The sequence below is a fragment of the Novosphingobium sp. SG754 genome (genome assembly GCF_013149315.1).
GTDB classification, from domain to species: Bacteria; Pseudomonadota; Alphaproteobacteria; order Sphingomonadales; family Sphingomonadaceae; genus Novosphingobium; species Novosphingobium capsulatum.
In genome coordinates this window covers 113,492-129,792 of sequence record NZ_JABGCC010000005.1, presented here as the reverse complement: position 1 = coordinate 129,792, position 16,301 = coordinate 113,492, and the positions used below count along the sequence as shown (strand labels likewise).

General features: G+C 67.4%; 14 protein-coding genes. 9 read left to right on the top strand and 5 right to left on the bottom strand.

The features are described from left to right. Positions 1-426: 426 nt before the first annotated feature. Positions 427-858 carry a hypothetical protein gene (locus tag FHW97_RS13720; RefSeq protein ID WP_157088861.1) on the top strand — a complete coding sequence of 144 codons (432 nt, stop codon included), beginning with the start codon at positions 427-429 and terminating at the stop codon, positions 856-858. A gap of 30 nt (positions 859-888) precedes the next feature. On the opposite strand, the gene clpS is transcribed toward FHW97_RS13720, so the two are convergent. From clpS to FHW97_RS13705, 3 genes are all read right to left on the bottom strand, one after another. After that, positions 889-1,215: an ATP-dependent Clp protease adapter ClpS gene (clpS, locus tag FHW97_RS13715; RefSeq protein WP_028657709.1), complete on the bottom strand. Its 327-nt coding sequence runs from the start codon at positions 1,213-1,215 to the stop codon at positions 889-891. A gap of 381 nt (positions 1,216-1,596) precedes the next feature. Then, positions 1,597-2,676 carry a TIGR01841 family phasin gene (phaP, locus tag FHW97_RS22270; RefSeq protein ID WP_168351920.1) on the bottom strand — a complete coding sequence of 360 codons (1,080 nt, stop codon included), beginning with the start codon at positions 2,674-2,676 and terminating at the stop codon, positions 1,597-1,599. Between the two features lie 219 nt (positions 2,677-2,895). Then, complete coding sequence (locus FHW97_RS13705) at positions 2,896-4,791, bottom strand: alpha/beta hydrolase (protein WP_171799250.1); 1,896 nt, start codon at positions 4,789-4,791, stop codon at positions 2,896-2,898. 245 nt (positions 4,792-5,036) lie between these two features. Here FHW97_RS13705 and FHW97_RS13700 point away from each other — a divergent pair, with 245 nt between their 5' ends. After that, positions 5,037-6,236 (top strand): LL-diaminopimelate aminotransferase, encoded by a 1,200-nt coding sequence (locus FHW97_RS13700; RefSeq protein WP_054131884.1) that lies wholly within the window; start codon positions 5,037-5,039, stop codon positions 6,234-6,236. Positions 6,237-6,266: 30 nt separating this feature from the next. Here FHW97_RS13700 and FHW97_RS13695 read toward each other — a convergent pair whose 3' ends face one another. Together FHW97_RS13695 and FHW97_RS22230 are read right to left on the bottom strand one after the other, a co-directional pair. Continuing rightward, positions 6,267-7,604: an Nramp family divalent metal transporter gene (locus tag FHW97_RS13695; RefSeq protein ID WP_168351918.1), complete on the bottom strand. Its 1,338-nt coding sequence runs from the start codon at positions 7,602-7,604 to the stop codon at positions 6,267-6,269. Between the two features lie 87 nt (positions 7,605-7,691). Next, a complete protein-coding gene (locus tag FHW97_RS22230; protein WP_082350095.1) occupies positions 7,692-8,642 on the bottom strand; it encodes a cytochrome c family protein in 951 nt (316 codons plus the stop codon). 225 nt (positions 8,643-8,867) lie between these two features. On the opposite strand from FHW97_RS22230, the gene FHW97_RS13685 reads away from it, so the two are divergent. The 7 genes from FHW97_RS13685 (at position 8,868) to FHW97_RS13655 (ending at position 16,297) form a co-directional block, all read left to right on the top strand. Further along, entirely contained in the window at positions 8,868-9,776 is a 909-nt protein-coding gene (locus FHW97_RS13685; RefSeq protein WP_168351917.1) for a prephenate dehydratase, read from the top strand. 69 nt (positions 9,777-9,845) lie between these two features. Continuing rightward, positions 9,846-10,577, top strand: coding sequence for a hypothetical protein (locus tag FHW97_RS13680; protein WP_370525408.1), 732 nt, complete (start codon positions 9,846-9,848; stop codon positions 10,575-10,577). Then, entirely contained in the window at positions 10,574-11,923 is a 1,350-nt protein-coding gene (locus FHW97_RS13675; RefSeq protein WP_168351916.1) for a DUF4350 domain-containing protein, read from the top strand. The genes FHW97_RS13680 and FHW97_RS13675 overlap by 4 nt, the downstream gene beginning before the upstream one ends. Positions 11,924-11,936: 13 nt before the next feature. Then, on the top strand, positions 11,937-12,923 hold the full coding sequence (locus FHW97_RS13670; RefSeq protein ID WP_054131814.1) for a MoxR family ATPase: 987 nt from the start codon (positions 11,937-11,939) through the stop codon (positions 12,921-12,923). A gap of 22 nt (positions 12,924-12,945) precedes the next feature. Continuing rightward, positions 12,946-14,322: a DUF58 domain-containing protein gene (locus FHW97_RS13665; protein WP_054131815.1), complete on the top strand. Its 1,377-nt coding sequence runs from the start codon at positions 12,946-12,948 to the stop codon at positions 14,320-14,322. Beyond that, a complete protein-coding gene (locus FHW97_RS13660) occupies positions 14,319-15,368 on the top strand; it encodes a stage II sporulation protein M (RefSeq protein ID WP_022674515.1) in 1,050 nt (349 codons plus the stop codon). Before FHW97_RS13665 ends, FHW97_RS13660 begins: the two co-directional genes overlap by 4 nt. Continuing rightward, complete coding sequence (locus FHW97_RS13655) at positions 15,368-16,297, top strand: RDD family protein (RefSeq protein ID WP_022674514.1); 930 nt, start codon at positions 15,368-15,370, stop codon at positions 16,295-16,297. Before FHW97_RS13660 ends, FHW97_RS13655 begins: the two co-directional genes overlap by 1 nt. Positions 16,298-16,301 lie beyond the last annotated feature (4 nt).

The following is a 16,301-nucleotide window of genomic DNA, read 5'->3' as shown; positions in this document are numbered from 1 at the left end:
GCCCGGGGGCGCCGTGCAGGTGTCCGTGTCGGTTAGCCCGCTTCGCGGCGATGCGAAAGGCGAAAATGCCGCACCAGCGGGGCTGGCTACTCCTGCCGTGACAAAGGGGCGTTTAATAACTAAGTTATTGCCTGTCCCCTTGATTGATAATAGTGCTGCCACGCGAGCCTCCTGGCGCGGCGTTTGGCACAAGGCGCAAAGGTTGCCGCTGGCCATCGGGAACGCCCATGGCTGCGGTGGGTTCCGCCAAAATACAACGCACCGAGGCCGAAATGCCTGCGGCGCGGGACATCTGTGGATGTAGAACTGACAAAACGCTTCCGCGCTGGACCGGGCGATCAGGAAGGCGTGATGACAAGGCACCATCATGCCGTGTTGATTCCTGCCGGGCTGGCGCCACGGACAAGGGAACAGGCCGTGAATTTCGTGACGTCTGGATCACAGTGGTGGCAAGGGCGGCTGGCGCGGTGCAGCGCCCGGCCCGAGGAATTGACAGCGCTGGCCGATCGTTGCGAAACCCTGGCGCCCGATGAACAGCGCCTGGGCTTTGAACGCACGCTGCGCGCCCTGGGCGATGTCGCGCTGGCACCCGAAGGCGTGGCGGGCGACAATGACAGCCTGTGGGTCAGCCTCCTGGCTGATTCGGGTGCCTATGAAAGTGCGGCGCTGGCGCTGATCCCGCCGGCAGCGGCATTCAGCGGAGGGCGGCTGGAAGACGGGCGCTTTTCCGCGCAGATTGTCCTGCCCAGTGGCGCCGGCGCTCATTCGCGCGAGGCAAAGTCACTGGCAATGGCCTGGCTCGCCGCGCTGTTGCGCGCCCTGGCGCGCGAGATGATCGAGGAAAGCCGGCTGCATTGACGCTAACGCGGCGTCAGCGACTCCTTGGCGTCAGGCCTTTTCCAGCGTGCATTGCAGCGGGTGCTGGTTCTGCCGGGCGAAATCCATCACCTGGTTCACCTTGGTTTCGGCGATTTCATAAGGGAAAATGCCGCACACGCCCACGCCGCGTTGGTGCACGTGCAGCATGACGCGGGTGGCCTGCTCCAGATCCATGTGAAAGAAGCGCTTGAGGACCATCACCACGAATTCCATCGGGGTATAGTCGTCGTTGAGCATCAGCACTTTGAACATGCTGGGCTTCTTGGGCCGGGCGCGGGTGCGCGTGGCCAGGCCGATCATGTCGCCATCGTCGGTATCGCGATTGTCGCCCGCCATGAGCGGTGCTGCGAACGCCGGACGCACGCCAAGAGGAGCGCGGGCAGCGCGCGGCAGGGGGGCGGCGGACGCCGAGTGAGAAGCGGATCTGTGCATCGGAACCATGAATATCGCATCGCAGCCGCCCCGCGACAAGGGGGCGTTCGGGCAGCCCTGCCCGAAAAACGTTACCGAAACGGCAAATCGCGCCCTGTTTGCGATACACAGTGGGCCCGGTGGGGGCCGGGAAAGCGCCGCGCGTCAAAGCAAAAAGGCAGCCACGCCGCCATGGTGGGGCGTCGGCTGCCTTGATGCCGCTGGTGCTTGTCCAGGATAGTGGCCCGATCCAGCCGCCTTGCCCTGGTGGGCAAGACAGGCTGGGCCGGGCGAATCAGGTGCCGATCAGGCGGCGACCTTCATCTTTTCTACCGCGAGGCTGACGCGGTTGGAAATCGGCTGGAACGCTTCGTTGGCGAGCTTGAGCACGGCTTCGCTGTGCTTGCTGCTGGCCGCCACGGCTGCGTCGAACTGCTTGCGCATCAGGGCGGTGTGCTTTTCGAAGAATTCGGTCGGCGACTTGGCGCTGGCCAGTTCCTTGATTTCGGCAGTCAGGGTTTCCATCGCGGACTTGCCTTCGGCGGCATAGCCCTTGGTCAGTTCCTGCAGGCCCGAAGCAAGGATCTTGCTCGATTCCACGACGGCTTCGACGTTGCCCTTGGCGAATTCGCCGGCATCGCCAAAGGCGGCCTGGCTCTTTTCGAAGGCGGCCTTGGCCTTGTCAGAAGCGTCCTTGAAAGCGGACTGGAACTTGTCGGAAAATTCGTTGGCGGTGGTCATGATAGGGTGTTCCTTCCTGGAAGCCGCGGGCGCGGCGGCATGGTTCACGCGGGTCTTGAGCGGGGCCGGCACCATCGCGTGGGGGATACCGGTTCCTGGTCTGGGTGCCGTGACCGGCGGCTTTGCGCTGCCCGGCCCGCGCGCCGCCACGGGGGCGGGCTTGGGCTTGGCCGGCTTGGCCTCGGCAGGCTGGGCCGGCGCCACCTTGGCGGCAACGGTCCGGGCCGGCAGCGGCTTGGCCGCGATCGCTTTCACCGGCTTGGCGGCCGGTGCCGGTTCGGGCTTGGTCACGCGGCTGGCGAGCGGCTTGCGCGCCTTGGCGGGAACTGGCTCCGAAACGGGCGATGCGTCCGGCGCTGCCACTGCTTCCGCAGCCTTTGGCGCAGCCACGGTGGGCTCTGCCGCAGGGGCGGGGGGTGTGGCGGGCGCCGGCTCTGCCGATGCCACTGCAGGGGTCACGAGCTTGCGTGCACGACGGGCGGCGGTTGTCGGTTCTGCCTGCTCCGTCGCGTGTGCCGCTGCGACGGTCGGTTCGACCGCGGGGGCGGGATCGGCAGCCACGACGGGCGCTGCGCCATCCGCCTGGGGGGCGGGGCTGGGCGTCACGTCGGGAAGCGTCCCTTCGTCCTTGGTTTGATCGGCCATGGCGTTACGGCTCCTGCAATGCGGCGAGGCAGGGACCGGATTGGCCTGAGGGTCACACCATGGCGACGACTCAAGCCGAGAACGGCCTTACCTCTGCTGCATTGCAAAAAATAGGAATGCGCTGGCGGAAGTCAAGGTTTTTGTGCAGTGCACAATATCCATCTTGGAGGTAATTGCGCAACGTTGCCTAAACGTGTCGCCCGGCTTGTTGCGGCGCCGTCATCGCATGCGCACATATCGCCCTGGCGCGTCTTCTATTGCGTTGCGGCCGGGCACGCGGGCGCCTTTGGCTGGCACTGTGTCACCGTCCAGATCGGCCAGCCAGGCGCGCCAATCCGGCCACCAGCTACCCTTGGTTTCCTGGGCGCCAGCCACGAACGCCTCGAGGCTGGCGGGTTCGCCCGGGTTGGTCCAGTACTGGTACTTGCCAGCGGCCGGCGGGTTGACCACGCCGGCGATATGCCCCGATCCGGCCAGCACGAATTTCCACGGCCCGGCCAGGTGCCGGGTCAGCTTCCACACGCTGTTCGCCGGGGCGATGTGGTCTTCCCGCCCGGCCTGGATATAGCAGGGCGTGGTGATGCGGTGCAGGTCGATCGGGGTGCCATCGGCGCTCAGCGCGTCGGGCACTACCAGCTGGTTGTCGCGATATAGCTCGCTCAGATAGGCGCGGTGCCAGCGCGCGGGCAGGTTGGTGGTATCGCCGTTCCAGTAGAGCAGGTCGAACGCCGGATAATCCTCGCCCAGCAGGTAGTTGTTGATCACATAGTTCCAGATCAGGTCTGGCCCGCGCAGAAGGTTGAACGTGGCGGCGAGATAGCGCCCGTCGAGATAACCATCGGTTTCCAGGCTTTCGAGCCAGCGCAACTGCGCGTCGTCAACGAAGTGGCACAGCTCTCCCGCCTCGCTGAAATCGACCTGCGCGGTAAAGAACGTGGCCGAGGCGACCTTGCCGGCCTCTCCGCGACGGGCCAGCACGGCCAGCGTGGCAGCCAGCGTGGTGCCGGCTACGCAATAGCCGATGGTGTGCACCGTGGGCACCGCCAGCTTCTGGCGTACCACGTCGATCGCTTCGATCTGGGCGCGCACGTAATCGTCCATGGTCACATCGGCCATGCTGGCGTCAGCCGATTTCCACGAGACCATGAACACGCTCAGCCCCTGGTCCAGTGCCCACGACACGAAGCTTTTCTTGGGGTTGAGATCGAGGATGTAGAACCGGTTGATCCACGGCGGAAAGATCAGCAGCGGCACGGCCGCGACCTGGTCGGTGGTGGGGGTGTAGTGGATAAGCTGGAACAGTGGCGTTTCGTGCACCACCTTGCCGGCCGTGGTGGCGATGTTGCGGCCCACCTCGAACGCCTCGCCATCGGTGTGGCTCAATTGTCCGCGGCGCAGGTCGGCCAGCAGATGCTCGACCCCCTTGACCAGGTTTTCGCCCCGCGTGGCCAGGGTGCGTTCGATCACCAGCGGGTTGGTCATCGGGAAATTGGCTGGCGACAGCGCCTCGGTGATCAGCCGCGTCATGAAGCGCACCTGGCCATGGCGCTCGGGCTCCAGGGCGGAAATCTCCTGCGCCATGTCTTCCAGCCGTTCGGCCAGCAGCAGATAGGTCTGGTGGAGCAGGGCGAACCACGGCTGTTCGCGCCAGCGCGGATCGGCAAAGCGGCGATCGCGGCGCGGCAGGGCATCGGGCGCCACGTCGGCCGGCGCCTTTGCCGGCACCGCCCCTTGCGGGGCATAGAGTTCGATCACCCGGTTCCACAATTGCAGGCTTTCGTCCCACAGCCGCGCCTGCGTTTCGGCCTGGGTGATCGGCATCGTCCCGGCCCATTCATCGAACATCTGCTTCCAGCGGCCGCCATCGACCATGCGTAGCCAGGCCGGCTCTGCCACGGCGGTCTGTTCGGCCATGAAATCCAGCCACATCTTCTGCAGCTTGGCGCCCGACATCGCCCAGTGCTGGAAATCGCCCGGATCGGGGGCCTTGGCATGGGCAGTGGGCAGGAACGGCGCGGCCAGGGCCTGCATCGCTTCGGCCTGAAGGCGGAAAAGGTCTTCGAATACCGCGTTGTCGGTGGCAACCGGCGTCTTGGCATTACCCGTTTCGCGCATGGACGAACTTTCCCTCGTGACTTTCGGTCCCTGTCACCTGGCGCTGGTCACCGTGGCATACCCGGACCATGGACGTTCGCCCTTTTGCGCGCGGGCGGCACGGGCGGCAAGCCGCTTCGCGTCGCAAAGCGCGAGAGCGGCGCTGCAACAAGGCGCGCGGTGCAGCCCATGATTGGCGAAGCGGATCGATTGGCGTAAGGGGGCGGTCCCGGCAATCCTGCCGGCAAGCATTACGAGTCATGCCCGTGGAAGAAGAGTTCTACCGCATCAAGCGCCTGCCGCCCTATGTCATCGCCGAAGTCAACGCGATGCGGGCCGCAGCCCGCGCCAGCGGACGGGACATCATCGACCTGGGCATGGGCAACCCCGATCTGCCGCCGCCCGCGCATGTGATCGAAAAGCTGTGCGAAGTGGCGCAAAAGCCTTCGGCCCATGGCTATTCGGCGTCCAAGGGCATCCCCGGCATCCGCAAGGCGCAGGCGAACTATTACGCCACCCGCTTCAATGTGGAGCTGGACCCGGAAACCGAAGTCGTCATGACGATGGGTTCGAAGGAAGGCCTGGCGAGCCTGGCCACCGCGATCACCGCGCCTGGTGACGTGGTGCTGGCGCCCAATCCGTCCTACCCGATCCACACTTTCGGTTTCATCATCGCTGGTGCCACGATCCGGTCGGTGCCGACCACGCCCGATGAACGCTATTGGGAATCGCTCGATCGCGCGATGGCCTTCACTGTGCCGCGCCCGTCGATCCTGATCGTCAACTATCCGTCCAATCCCACGGCCGAGACGGTCGACCTGGCATTCTACGAACGCCTGGTGGCCTGGGCCAAGGAAAACAAGGTCTGGATCCTGTCGGACCTGGCTTATTCCGAACTCTATTTCGATGGCCAGCCGACCCGCTCGATCCTGGAAGTGCCGGGTGCCAAGGACGTGGCGGTGGAATTCACCTCGATGTCCAAGACCTTTTCCATGGCCGGCTGGCGCGTGGGCTTTGCCGTGGGCAACAAGCGCCTGATCGCCGCGCTGACCCGCGTGAAATCCTATCTCGATTACGGCGCGTTCACGCCGATCCAGGCGGCGGCCTGCGCCGCGCTCAACGGCCCGCAGGATATCGTCGAGCAGAACCGCAAGCTCTACCAGAAGCGCCGCGACGTGATGGTCGAGGCGTTCGGCCGCGCCGGGTGGGAGATTCCCAGCCCGAAGGCCTCGATGTTTGCCTGGGCGCCGCTGCCGCCGGCGTTGAAGCACATGGGCAGCCTGGAGTTTTCCAAGCAGCTGCTGACCCAGGCCGAAGTCGCCGTGGCACCGGGCGTAGGCTATGGCGAGGATGGCGAGGGCTTTGTTCGCATCGCCATGGTCGAAAACGAACAGCGGCTGCGCCAGGCCGCGCGCAATATCAAGCGCTACCTCACCAGCATGGGCGTTAACGCCTCGGCCGCGTAAGGCAGGGGTGAAGGGGGCAACGCGCCCCCTTCACAGCCCGGCAACAAGCGCGAGATTGGCCGCCAGGATCAGCGCGAACAGCAGCCAGCCGATCGCGAGCATGAGCCGCGACGCGGCGAAGCGGCCCATCACCTGGCGGTTGCCGGCAAAGCGCAGCAGCGGCCAGATCGCGAACGGCAATTGCAGCGACAGCACGACCTGGGTGGCCACCAGCAATTTCCCCACCGCGCCCTGGCCCAGCCACAGCACCCCGGCCAGCGCCGGCACGATCGCCAGCGCGCGGGTAAGGATGCGGCGCTGCCAGCAGGGGATCTTGAGGTTGAGGAAACCCTCCAGCACGACCTGACCGGCCACCGTGCCGGTGAACGTGGCGCTTTGCCCGGCGGCGAGCAGCGCCACGCCGAACAGCAGCGGCGCCAGGCCCGCCCCGGTGATCGGCGCGAGCAGCCACCACGCATCCTCAATCGAGCCGACATCGCGGTGGCCATGGCCGTGGAAGGCTTCTGCCGCCAGCACCAGGATCGCCACGTTGACGAGTGTTGCCAGCAGCAGCGAGACCACTGTATCGGCGCCAGCCAGGCGCAGGGCGCGGCGCGTGCCCTGCTCTGACCGATCGCCCAGCCGCGTCTGCACCACGCTGGAATGCAGGTAGAGATTGTGGGGCATGACTGTCGCCCCCAGGATGCCGATCGCCAGCACGAGCGCGCCGGGCTGAGCGAGGCGCGCCAGATCGGGCACGGCGCCGGCGGCCAGCGCGGCACCATCCACCCCCACGATCGCCAGCTGCACGCCAAAGCACAGCGTGATCGTGGCGATCAGGCCCAGCACGATCGCCTCAAGCTGGCGAAAGCCATGGCCCTTGAGGCCAAGCACGATCAGCGTATCCAGCCCGGTGAGCAGCACGCCCACCCACAGCGGCACCCGGAACAGCAGGTGCAGCGCCAGCGCCGCGCCCAGCACTTCGGCAATGTCGGTGGCAATGATCGCCAGTTCGGCCAGCAGCCACAACGCGCGACAGGCGGCGGGGGAATAGTGGCGGCGGGCCAGCTGGGCCAGATCCTGGCCGCTCGCCAGGCCCACCCGCATCGCCAGCGATTGCAGCACGATTGCCGCCAGCCCGCAGGCCAGGACGACGAACAGCAGGCCATGGCCGAACTGCGATCCCGCGGCGATATCGGTGGCCCAGTTGCCCGGGTCCATATAGCCCACGGCCACCAGCAGTCCCGGCCCGGCCGCCTGCCACAGCACGCGCCACCACGGGCCTTGTGGGGCGACGGCGACGGTGCCGCGCACCTCGGATGGGCAGAACGGGGCCGTGGCGGTGGTGGGCAGCGAAAGGCGGCTGGCCAGAGACGCAAGCGAAGACATGGCGCGAGCCTTAGCGCTGCGCGCCAAAGAAGAAACCCCGCCTGGCGGGCAGGCGGGGTTTCCGGGTCAACGTCAGTCCAGGGAGGCTTACTTGGCGGGTGCGGCCGCCGGTGCTGCGCCCAGGGTCAGCTTGCCGCCCTTGCTGTTGAGATAGGCGATCACGTCGGCGCGGTCCTGCGCGCTGGTGAGGCCGGCAAAGGTCATCTTGGTGCCCTGCGCGAACTTGGCCGGGCCGCTCAGCCACTGGTCCAGCGTGGCCTGGTCCCACACGCCCTTGTGCGCCTTGAGCGCATCGGAGAAGGCATAGCCGCCGCGGCCTTCGGCAATGGCATCACCGGCCACGCCATAGAGGTTGGGGCCAATGCCATTGGCGCCGCCCTGCTCGATGGTGTGGCAGGCCATGCACTTGGCAAAGACCTTCTCGCCCTTGGCCGCATCGCCAACCATCGCCGCCGGGGCTGCTGCGCCCGCCGGGGCCGCGCCGGCTGCCGGCACCGCTTCGGGCGCGGGCAAGGGCAGGTTGGAGCCCTTGGAGTTGAGATAGAGAATCACGTTGGCGCGATCCATCGGATCGGACAGGCCGGCGAACGACATCTTGGTGCCGTCGGCAAACTTCTTGGGATTGGTCAGCCATTCATCCAGCGACGCGAAATCCCACTTGCCGGTCTTGGACTTGAGCGAATCGGAGAAGGCATAGCCGCCGCGCCCTTCGGCACGGGCATCGCCCACCACGCCCCACAGATTGGGGCCAATGCCGTTGGCCGCGCCCTGGTCGATCGTGTGGCAGGCCTTGCACTTGGCAAAGATCGCCTCGCCCTTGGCGGCATCGGCCTTGGCCAGGCGGTTGGCGATCGGCTCGACCACAGCGGCCGCTGCAGCGCCGCCTTCCGGCTCTACCCCGGCGATGGCATAGCCCATCTTTTCCGGGCGTTCGTGCTTGTCAGCAAGAAAATAATGGGCGGACAACGTTGAAAGGCCAAGGGCCACGATACCACCAAACAAGGTCCATCCTGCGATCGTATTGAAACGGTCGTCCATTCCCAGCCCCATTTATCGCACGCATTTTCGGCCCGCTGCCGATACGCACCTTTTGCGGGTGGGATAATCAGCCCCCCGCGCCGGCGCAAGTGCGATTAGAGCCGCAAGGGAAACTGCGTCTGTGATCCAGAACAAATTTCATGCTTGTCCCGGCCGCATTCTGGCCAGGATTTGCGCGGGATTGCGCTTGCCCAAGGGCCGAAATTGCGCCTAACGGCAGCAGCCATGCAAAGTTTTCCTGAACCCGCCCGCCTGCTTGTCGATCGCATGAGTGCCGCTGCTGCGGCCGATCCGGGCCGCGCCGTGGCGTTTCAGGGGGCGCCAGGCGCCAATTCGCATCGTGCGGCGATGGAAGTGATGCCCGATGGGCTGCCGCTGCCGTGCTTTTCGTTCGAGGATGCACTCGATGCGGTAAAGGACGGGCGCGCGGGCCAGGCGATCATCCCGATCGAGAATTCGCAGCATGGCCGCGTGGCCGATATCCATTTCCTGCTGCCCGAAAGCGGCCTGTCGATCGTGGCCGAGCATTTCCTCGACATTCACCACTGCCTGATGGCGCGGCCTGGCGCCGGGCAGATCGGCGCGGCCTACAGCCATCCCCAGGCGCTGGGCCAGTCCCGTTTCTACCTGCGCGAGCGGGGAATCGTGCCGATGGCCTATGCCGATACCGCCGGCGCCGCCGCGCTGGTGGCCGAAAGCGGTGAGGCCGGCATTGCCGCCATCGCCCCGCGCATCGCTGCCGAACTCTATGGGCTGGACCTGCTGGCCGAAGACATCGAGGACGCGCACGACAACACCACGCGGTTCGTGCTGCTGTCGAAAACGCCGCGCGATCCGGCCACGCTCAACGGGGATTCGCGCGCCGGCCAGGCGCTGACGACGTTCGTGTTCGAGGTGCGCAACATCCCCGCCGCGCTCTACAAGGCGCTGGGCGGCTTTGCCACCAACGGCGTCAACATGACCAAGCTGGAAAGCTATCAAAAGGGCGCCAGCTTTGCCGCCACTATGTTCTATGCCGATATCGTCGGCGCGCCAGGCGACCCGGCGGTGGATCGCGCGCTTGAGGAACTGGCCTATTTTGCCAAGGACTTGCGCATTCTTGGCTCGTATCCGCTGGAGCGTGAGCGGGGTTGAACCGGGCCTTCGGGCAAGCGGTCCAATCTGCGCTTGCGGCGCGCGCGGCGGCATGCAACGAACGGAGATGTGAGCACCGTTGCAGCGGCCGCAAGGGCCGTGACCGCCACCGCGCAAGGCCCCGCCACAACGGCGCAGGCAGATGCTGCCCGTGCCGAGCACGCCTGGCAGACGGTGCGGGGCATGGGCGATATCCAGTTTGCGCCTGTGCCGCCGCCTCCCGCCGATCCCCCCTATGTGCCGCCGCACTGGTTGCAGGCCCTGGTCAATGCGCTGGCGCAGGTGCTGGAATGGATCAACCTGCATGTGTTCCTGCCGCTGGGCCTTGCCCTCGCCCGGTCTGAACAACTGCTGCTGGTGATGATCTGCGTGGTCGGGCTGGCGGCGCTGGCCTGGCTGGCGTGGTCGTTGCTGGCGCCCTGGCTGCGCGCGCGCCGCGCCCGCGCCGGGGTGACCGCGCCGGAATGGAGCCCGACGCCGCAGGCCGCGCTGGCCCTGCTGGAAGATGCCGATGCCCTGGCCGCGCAGGGCCGCTATGCCGAGGCAGTGCACCTGCTCTTGCAGCGCAGCGTGGCCGATATCGGCGCCGCGCGGCCCGATTGGCTGGCCCCGTCGAGCACGGCCCGCGAAATCGCCGTGCTGCCCGTGCTGCCGGTCGAGGCGCGCCAGGCCTTTGCCACCATGGCCGACGAAGTAGAGCGCGCGCGCTATGCCCTGCGCGCGCCGGGCCTGGGTGAATGGCAGCGTGCGCGCGGCGCCTATGCCGCCTTTGCCCTGCAATCGCTGGAGGCGCAGGCATGAGCACGGCGGACACGCACGCCGGCGGATCGAGCGCGGGCGGCGCCAGCGCCCCCTTTGCACGCGGCACCGTGCTTGCCCTCCTGCTGGTCGGCGCAGCGCTGTTCGTGGGCCTCTTGTGGTTTCTCGGCCACGCCGCGTCGCCGGCCAACAATGGCGGCGGCCATGCCAGCGGGCGCGGGCTCAACGGCTATGCCGCGCTGGCAGCGCTGGCCCAGGAAGATGGCTACACCGTGGCGCGTACCCGCAGCGAGAGCGGGATGGAGCAGCCGGGTGTCTTGGTGCTGACCCCGCTGCCCGATGCCGATGGCAAGGCGATCGCCCGCATTGTCGACAAGCGCCGCACGATCGGCCCCACCGTGATCATCACGCCCAAGTGGCAGGCCAGCCTCTTGCCCCGCAAGGAAAAGCGCCCGCGCGGCTGGACCCGGATCAACGGCGTGAGCCTGGCGCAATGGCCCGGCTTTGCCGATGACGTGACAGTGTCGCTCAACGGCGAAAAGGGTGCCCAAGGGCACGGCTGGCGCACCGCCGATGGCCGCAGCGGCCCCTTGCCCAATGACAAGCTGGTGGTTTCGGGCACCGGCCAGGCGCTGGTCCCGCTGGTCACCACCTCCGACGGGCGCACGCTGGCCGCCTATCGTGATGACAACGGCTATTATCCCTCGCTCGACCGGCTGGCCGATGTCGAACCGCCCACGGTCGAGCCTTCGGGCCCGGAAGGCGAAGATGGCGGACGCAACATGGATCTGCACCCGGTGATCCTGGTGTTCGAGCCTGACCTGATGGACAATTACGGCTTGGCCAACCGGCCAACCGCCATGCTGGCGCTGGATATCCTGCATGCCGCCGCGGTCGATTCGGGCAGCCGCGCGATCACCTTCGACCTGAGCCTCGCTGGGCTGGGTGGCCGTCCCAACCTGTTGACCCTGGCGTTCGAGCCGCCGTTCCTGGCGGCAACGGTTGGCCTGTTGTTGACGCTGCTGGCGGTGGGGTGGCGCGCATTCTGCCGCTTTGGCCCGCCGCGCACCGCGCCGCCATCGATCCCGCCGGGCAAGACCACGCTGGTGGCCAACAGCGCGGCCCTGATTCGCCGCGCCGGGCGCCTGCACCTGTTGACCGTGCCCTTTGTGGATGCCCTGCGCGAGCGGCTGGTGGCGCGGCTCGGGCTGCGGCGCGGGGCGGCGGCCGAGCAGGTCGATCCGCTGATCGATGCCCATCTTGCGCGGCTGCATCCCGACAGCGTGCCCTTCTCGATCGCGGCGGCCCAGCTTGCCGCCGCACATCGCCCGGCCGATGCCGTGCGCGCGGCCCAGGCGCTGCACACCCTGGAAAAGGATCTTGCGTGACCAAGGAAACCCTATGACCGAGGCAGCTTTGGAACCCGGCGCGTTCAGCCTGGAAGACGTGCGCACGCTGGCCGATGCGATTCGCGCGCAAGTGGCCAAGGCCGTGGTTGGCCAGGACAGCGTGGTCGATCACTTGCTGGTGGCGTTGCTGGCGGGCGGCCATGTCTTGCTGGAAGGCCCGCCGGGCACGGCCAAGACGCTGGTGGCGCAAAGCTTTGCCACCGCAGTGGGGCTTGATTTCGGGCGCATCCAGTTCACCCCCGATCTGATGCCGGGCGATATCCTGGGATCGAACCTGTTCAATTTCCAGACCAGCCAGTTCACGCTCACGCGCGGGCCGATCTTTCACGACATCGTGCTGGCCGATGAAATCAACCGCACCCCGCCCAAGACGCAGGCTGCCCTGCTCGAAGCGATGCAGGAACGCCGCGTGACGCTGGATGGCACCGCCCATCTGCTGCCGGCGCACTTCATGGTTGTGGCCACGCAGAACCCGATCGAGAGCCAGGGCGTGTATCCCTTGCCCGAGGCGCAGCTCGACCGCTTCCTGTTCAAGCTGCTGGTCGATTATCCTTCTGCCGAAGAAGAGGCGCGCATCGTCACCCGCTATGGCGAGGGGCGCACCGGCCTTCATCCGGTACAGATGGGCGTTGCGGCTGTGGCCGATGCCCGCGGAGTGGCGAGCGCGCAGGCCGCGCTCAAGGCCGTTACCCTGGCCGAGCCGCTGGTCGATTATATCGTCGCGCTGGTGCGCGGCACGCGCGACAATGGCGATCTGCTGGCCGGGGCATCGCCCCGCGCGGCGGTCTTGCTGGCGGGCGCGGCACGGGCGCGCGCGGCGCTGGCGGGCCGCGACTATGCCATCCCTGACGATATCAAGAGCTTGGCCACGGCCGTGCTGCGCCATCGCATGGTGTTGAGCCCGGCGGCCGAGATCGAGGGGCGCCAGGCCGAAGCGATCGTGGCGGATCTGGTGCAGCGCACCCCGGCGCCGCGCTGACCGGCCCGGCTGACGCGGCCCCATGCCCACCCTGCGCTTTCCCCGCCTGCGCCCCTCCGGCCCTGCTGCCTGGCCGAGCCTGGCCGTCTATCCCACAGCGCGGGCGGTGCTGCTGCTGGCGCTGACCGCGCCTGCTGGCCTGCTGCTCGCCACCCTGGCGCCAGAGGCATGGATTGTGGCGCCGGCCGTCGGGGCGGTGCTGATCGCGCTGGTCCTGCTCGATGCGCTGATGGCCGGCCGCCTGCACGAGGCGCGCCTGGCCATGGCCGCCGATGCGGAGGTGGGCCAGGACGTGCGCTTTACTCTGCATGCCGCGCTTGCCGGCACTAGCGGCGCGCCGATGGCGGCGATTGCCTGCGATCCGCGCCTGGCCGACGGCGGGCGCGTGGCACTGCCGCTGGTGCGCGATCCTGCCGGCGAGGGTGCCTGGTCTGCGCAGGGCAGCCTGTTTCCGTCACGCCGGGGTACGGCGCGGATCGATACGCTGTGGCTGCGCTGGAGCGGGCCGCTCGGCCTGGGCCATCGCCAGGTGCGCCGCGTGCTGGATCAGGCGCTGCGGGTGTGGCCCGATATCGCCCCGGTGCGCAGCCCGGCCTTGCAGATATTCCTGCGCGATGCCGCCTTTGGCCTGGTGGCGCGGCGCATTCGTGGTGAAGGGACCGAGTTCGAGGCCCTGGCCGATTACGAGCCGGGCATGGATCGCCGCCGTATCGACTGGAAAAGCTCGGCCCGCCATGGCCGCCTGTTTGCCAAGGAATACGAGACCGAGCGCAACAACCAGATCGTGTTCGCGTTCGATTGCGGGCAGGCGATGATCGAGCCGCTGGGCGGGCTGCCCCGGCTCGACCGCGCGATCACCGCCGCGCTGACCACGGCATGGGTGGCATTGAAAGCGCAGGATCGCGTGGCGGTCTATGGCTTTGCCGCGCGGCCCCTCGCGCTCTCGCCGTTCGTCACCGCCACGCGCGATTTTGCACGCCTGCAACGCAGCGCCGCCGGGTTCGACTATCATGGCGAAGAGCCCAATTTCACCTTTGCCATGGCCACGCTCGCCACGCGGTTGCAGCGCCGCTCGCTGGTGGTGGTGTTTTCCGATTTCACCGATCCGACCAGCGCCGAACTGATGATCGAAAGCCTGGGCCGGCTGATGGAACGGCACCGGGTGCTGTTCGTGGTCATGGCTGATGCCGAATTGGCGGGCCTGGCCACTGCCAGCCCCGATACGCTCGATGCCATGGCCCGCGCGGTGACGGCCACGGCCTTGCAACGCCAGCGCGCGCTGGTGCTGCAGCGCCTGCGCCAGATGGGCGTGCGCGTGGTCGAGGCGCCATACGAGCAGATCGGCACGCGGCTGATCGATGCCTATCTGGGCGTGAAACGCGAAGGGAGCCTGGGATGATCGCGCGCTGGTTTGGCAAGAACGCCGGGCAGGATGCTGCGGTGGAAGCTGCCGCCCTGCGCTCCGATCGCTTTCGCCAGGCGCGCGAGGGCGATTGGCAGCGGCTGGACGCGATCGTTACGCGGATCGAGGGCGGGCGCCTGCGCAAGCTGTCCGACGATGATCTGCTGGCCTTGCCCGCGCTTTACCGCACCGTCGTTTCCAGCCTGGCGATCGCGCGGGAAACCTCGCTCGACCAGGCGTTGATCAGCTATCTGGAAGGGCTGGCGCGGCGCGCGTGGTTTGCCGTCTATGGCCCGCGCGAAGGGCTGGGCGCCTGGCTCGCGCGCTTTTTCCGGGGCGGGTGGAGCGCGGCGGTGCGCGGACTGGGCCGCGACCTGCTGATCGCGCTGGCGGTGATGGTGCTGGGCACGGTGGTCGGCTGGCTGCTGGTGTCGAGCAATCCCGACTGGTTCTACAGCCTGATGGGCGGCATGGGCGACGATGTGCGGGTGCCCGGCGCCACGCGCGAGGCCTTGCGCCACACGCTGTTTGGCCAGCAGGACCAGAACGGCCTGTCGATGTTTGCCGCGTTCCTGTTCAGCAACAATGCCCAGGTTTCGCTGTTCGCCTTTGCCCTGGGCTTTGCCTTTGGCGTGCCGTCGGTCCTGCTGCTGATCCACAACACCGCCGGGCTGGGCGCGCTGCTGTGGCTCTATCACGGGCAGGGCCTGACGCTGGACCTCATCGGCTGGCTGGCGATCCACGGCACGACGGAACTGTTCGCCATCCTGCTGGCGGGCGCGGCAGGCATCCATATCGGACGCGCCATGGCCTTTCCCGGCGATCTGCCGGTCCTGACCGCGGCAGCGGTGGCGGGGCGCCGCGCCGCGCAGGTGATGGTGGGGGTGGTGCTGATGCTGGTGCTGGCGGCGCTGCTCGAAGGCTTTGGCCGCCAGTTGATCGATTCGACCACGACCCGGCTGGCCATCGGCGGCACAATGCTGGCGCTGTGGAACGCCTATTTCTTTGCCTATCGCCCGGCTCGGGCGCGGGTGAGCAACTGATGGCGCGGCGCCCACGCTCGTCCGCCCAGGTGCCGCGCCGCCCCGCGCCTGATCGCCGTCAGCGCCAGGTGGTGACGCCCGAAGGCGTGCCATTGCCCTTCACCATCGGCGCCCGAGGGGCACGAGCCCTGGCGCTGCTGCTCGATCAGATCCTGATCGTGGCGACTATGGCGGGCCTGTCCTACCTGCTGTTTTCGCTGGCCCGGGCCATCAACCTCAAGGCCAATGCCAGCGGCGATTTCGTTGGCCAAGCGGTGGTTGTGGTGTGGGTGGTGGTGATGTTCCTGTTTCGCCACATCTGGTTTCTCTATTTCGAACTCGGCCCGCGCGGGGCCACGCCGGGCAAGCGCGCGCTGGGCCTGCGGGTGGCAGCGCGCGATGGCGGCCGCTTGACGACAGAGGCGGTGGTGGCGCGCAATTTCCTGCGCGATATCGAGCTGACCTTGCCGGTGATCTTCGTGTCGACCGCGCTGATCCAGGGAGAGGATGCCACCGTTGCCGGCTGGGCCGGGGCGGCGTGGTTCCTGATCTTCGCGTTCTTTCCGTTCTTCAACCGAGACGCCTTGCGCGCCGGAGACGTGGTGGCCGGCACTTGGGTGGTGGAAGCCGGGCGCGACCGGTTGAAGGCGGCGCTGTCCACCGGCGCGGGCGCACAGGGGCGCAGCACGCTGACCGAAAACCGCTATGAATTCGGCGAGGCGGAACTCGCGATCTATGGCGAGTACGAGCTGCAGGTGCTCGAACGCGTGCTGCGTGAAAACCGCGAGGAAGCCATGGTCGATGTGGCGCAGGCGATCTGCGCCAAGATCGGCTGGAACAGTGGCCGGGGTGACGAGCGCGCGTTTCTGGAAGCCTACTACACCCAGCTGCGCGCCCGCCTGGAACGCGGCATGCGCTTTGGCCAGCGCAAGGCCGACAAGTTTTCGTGAGCCG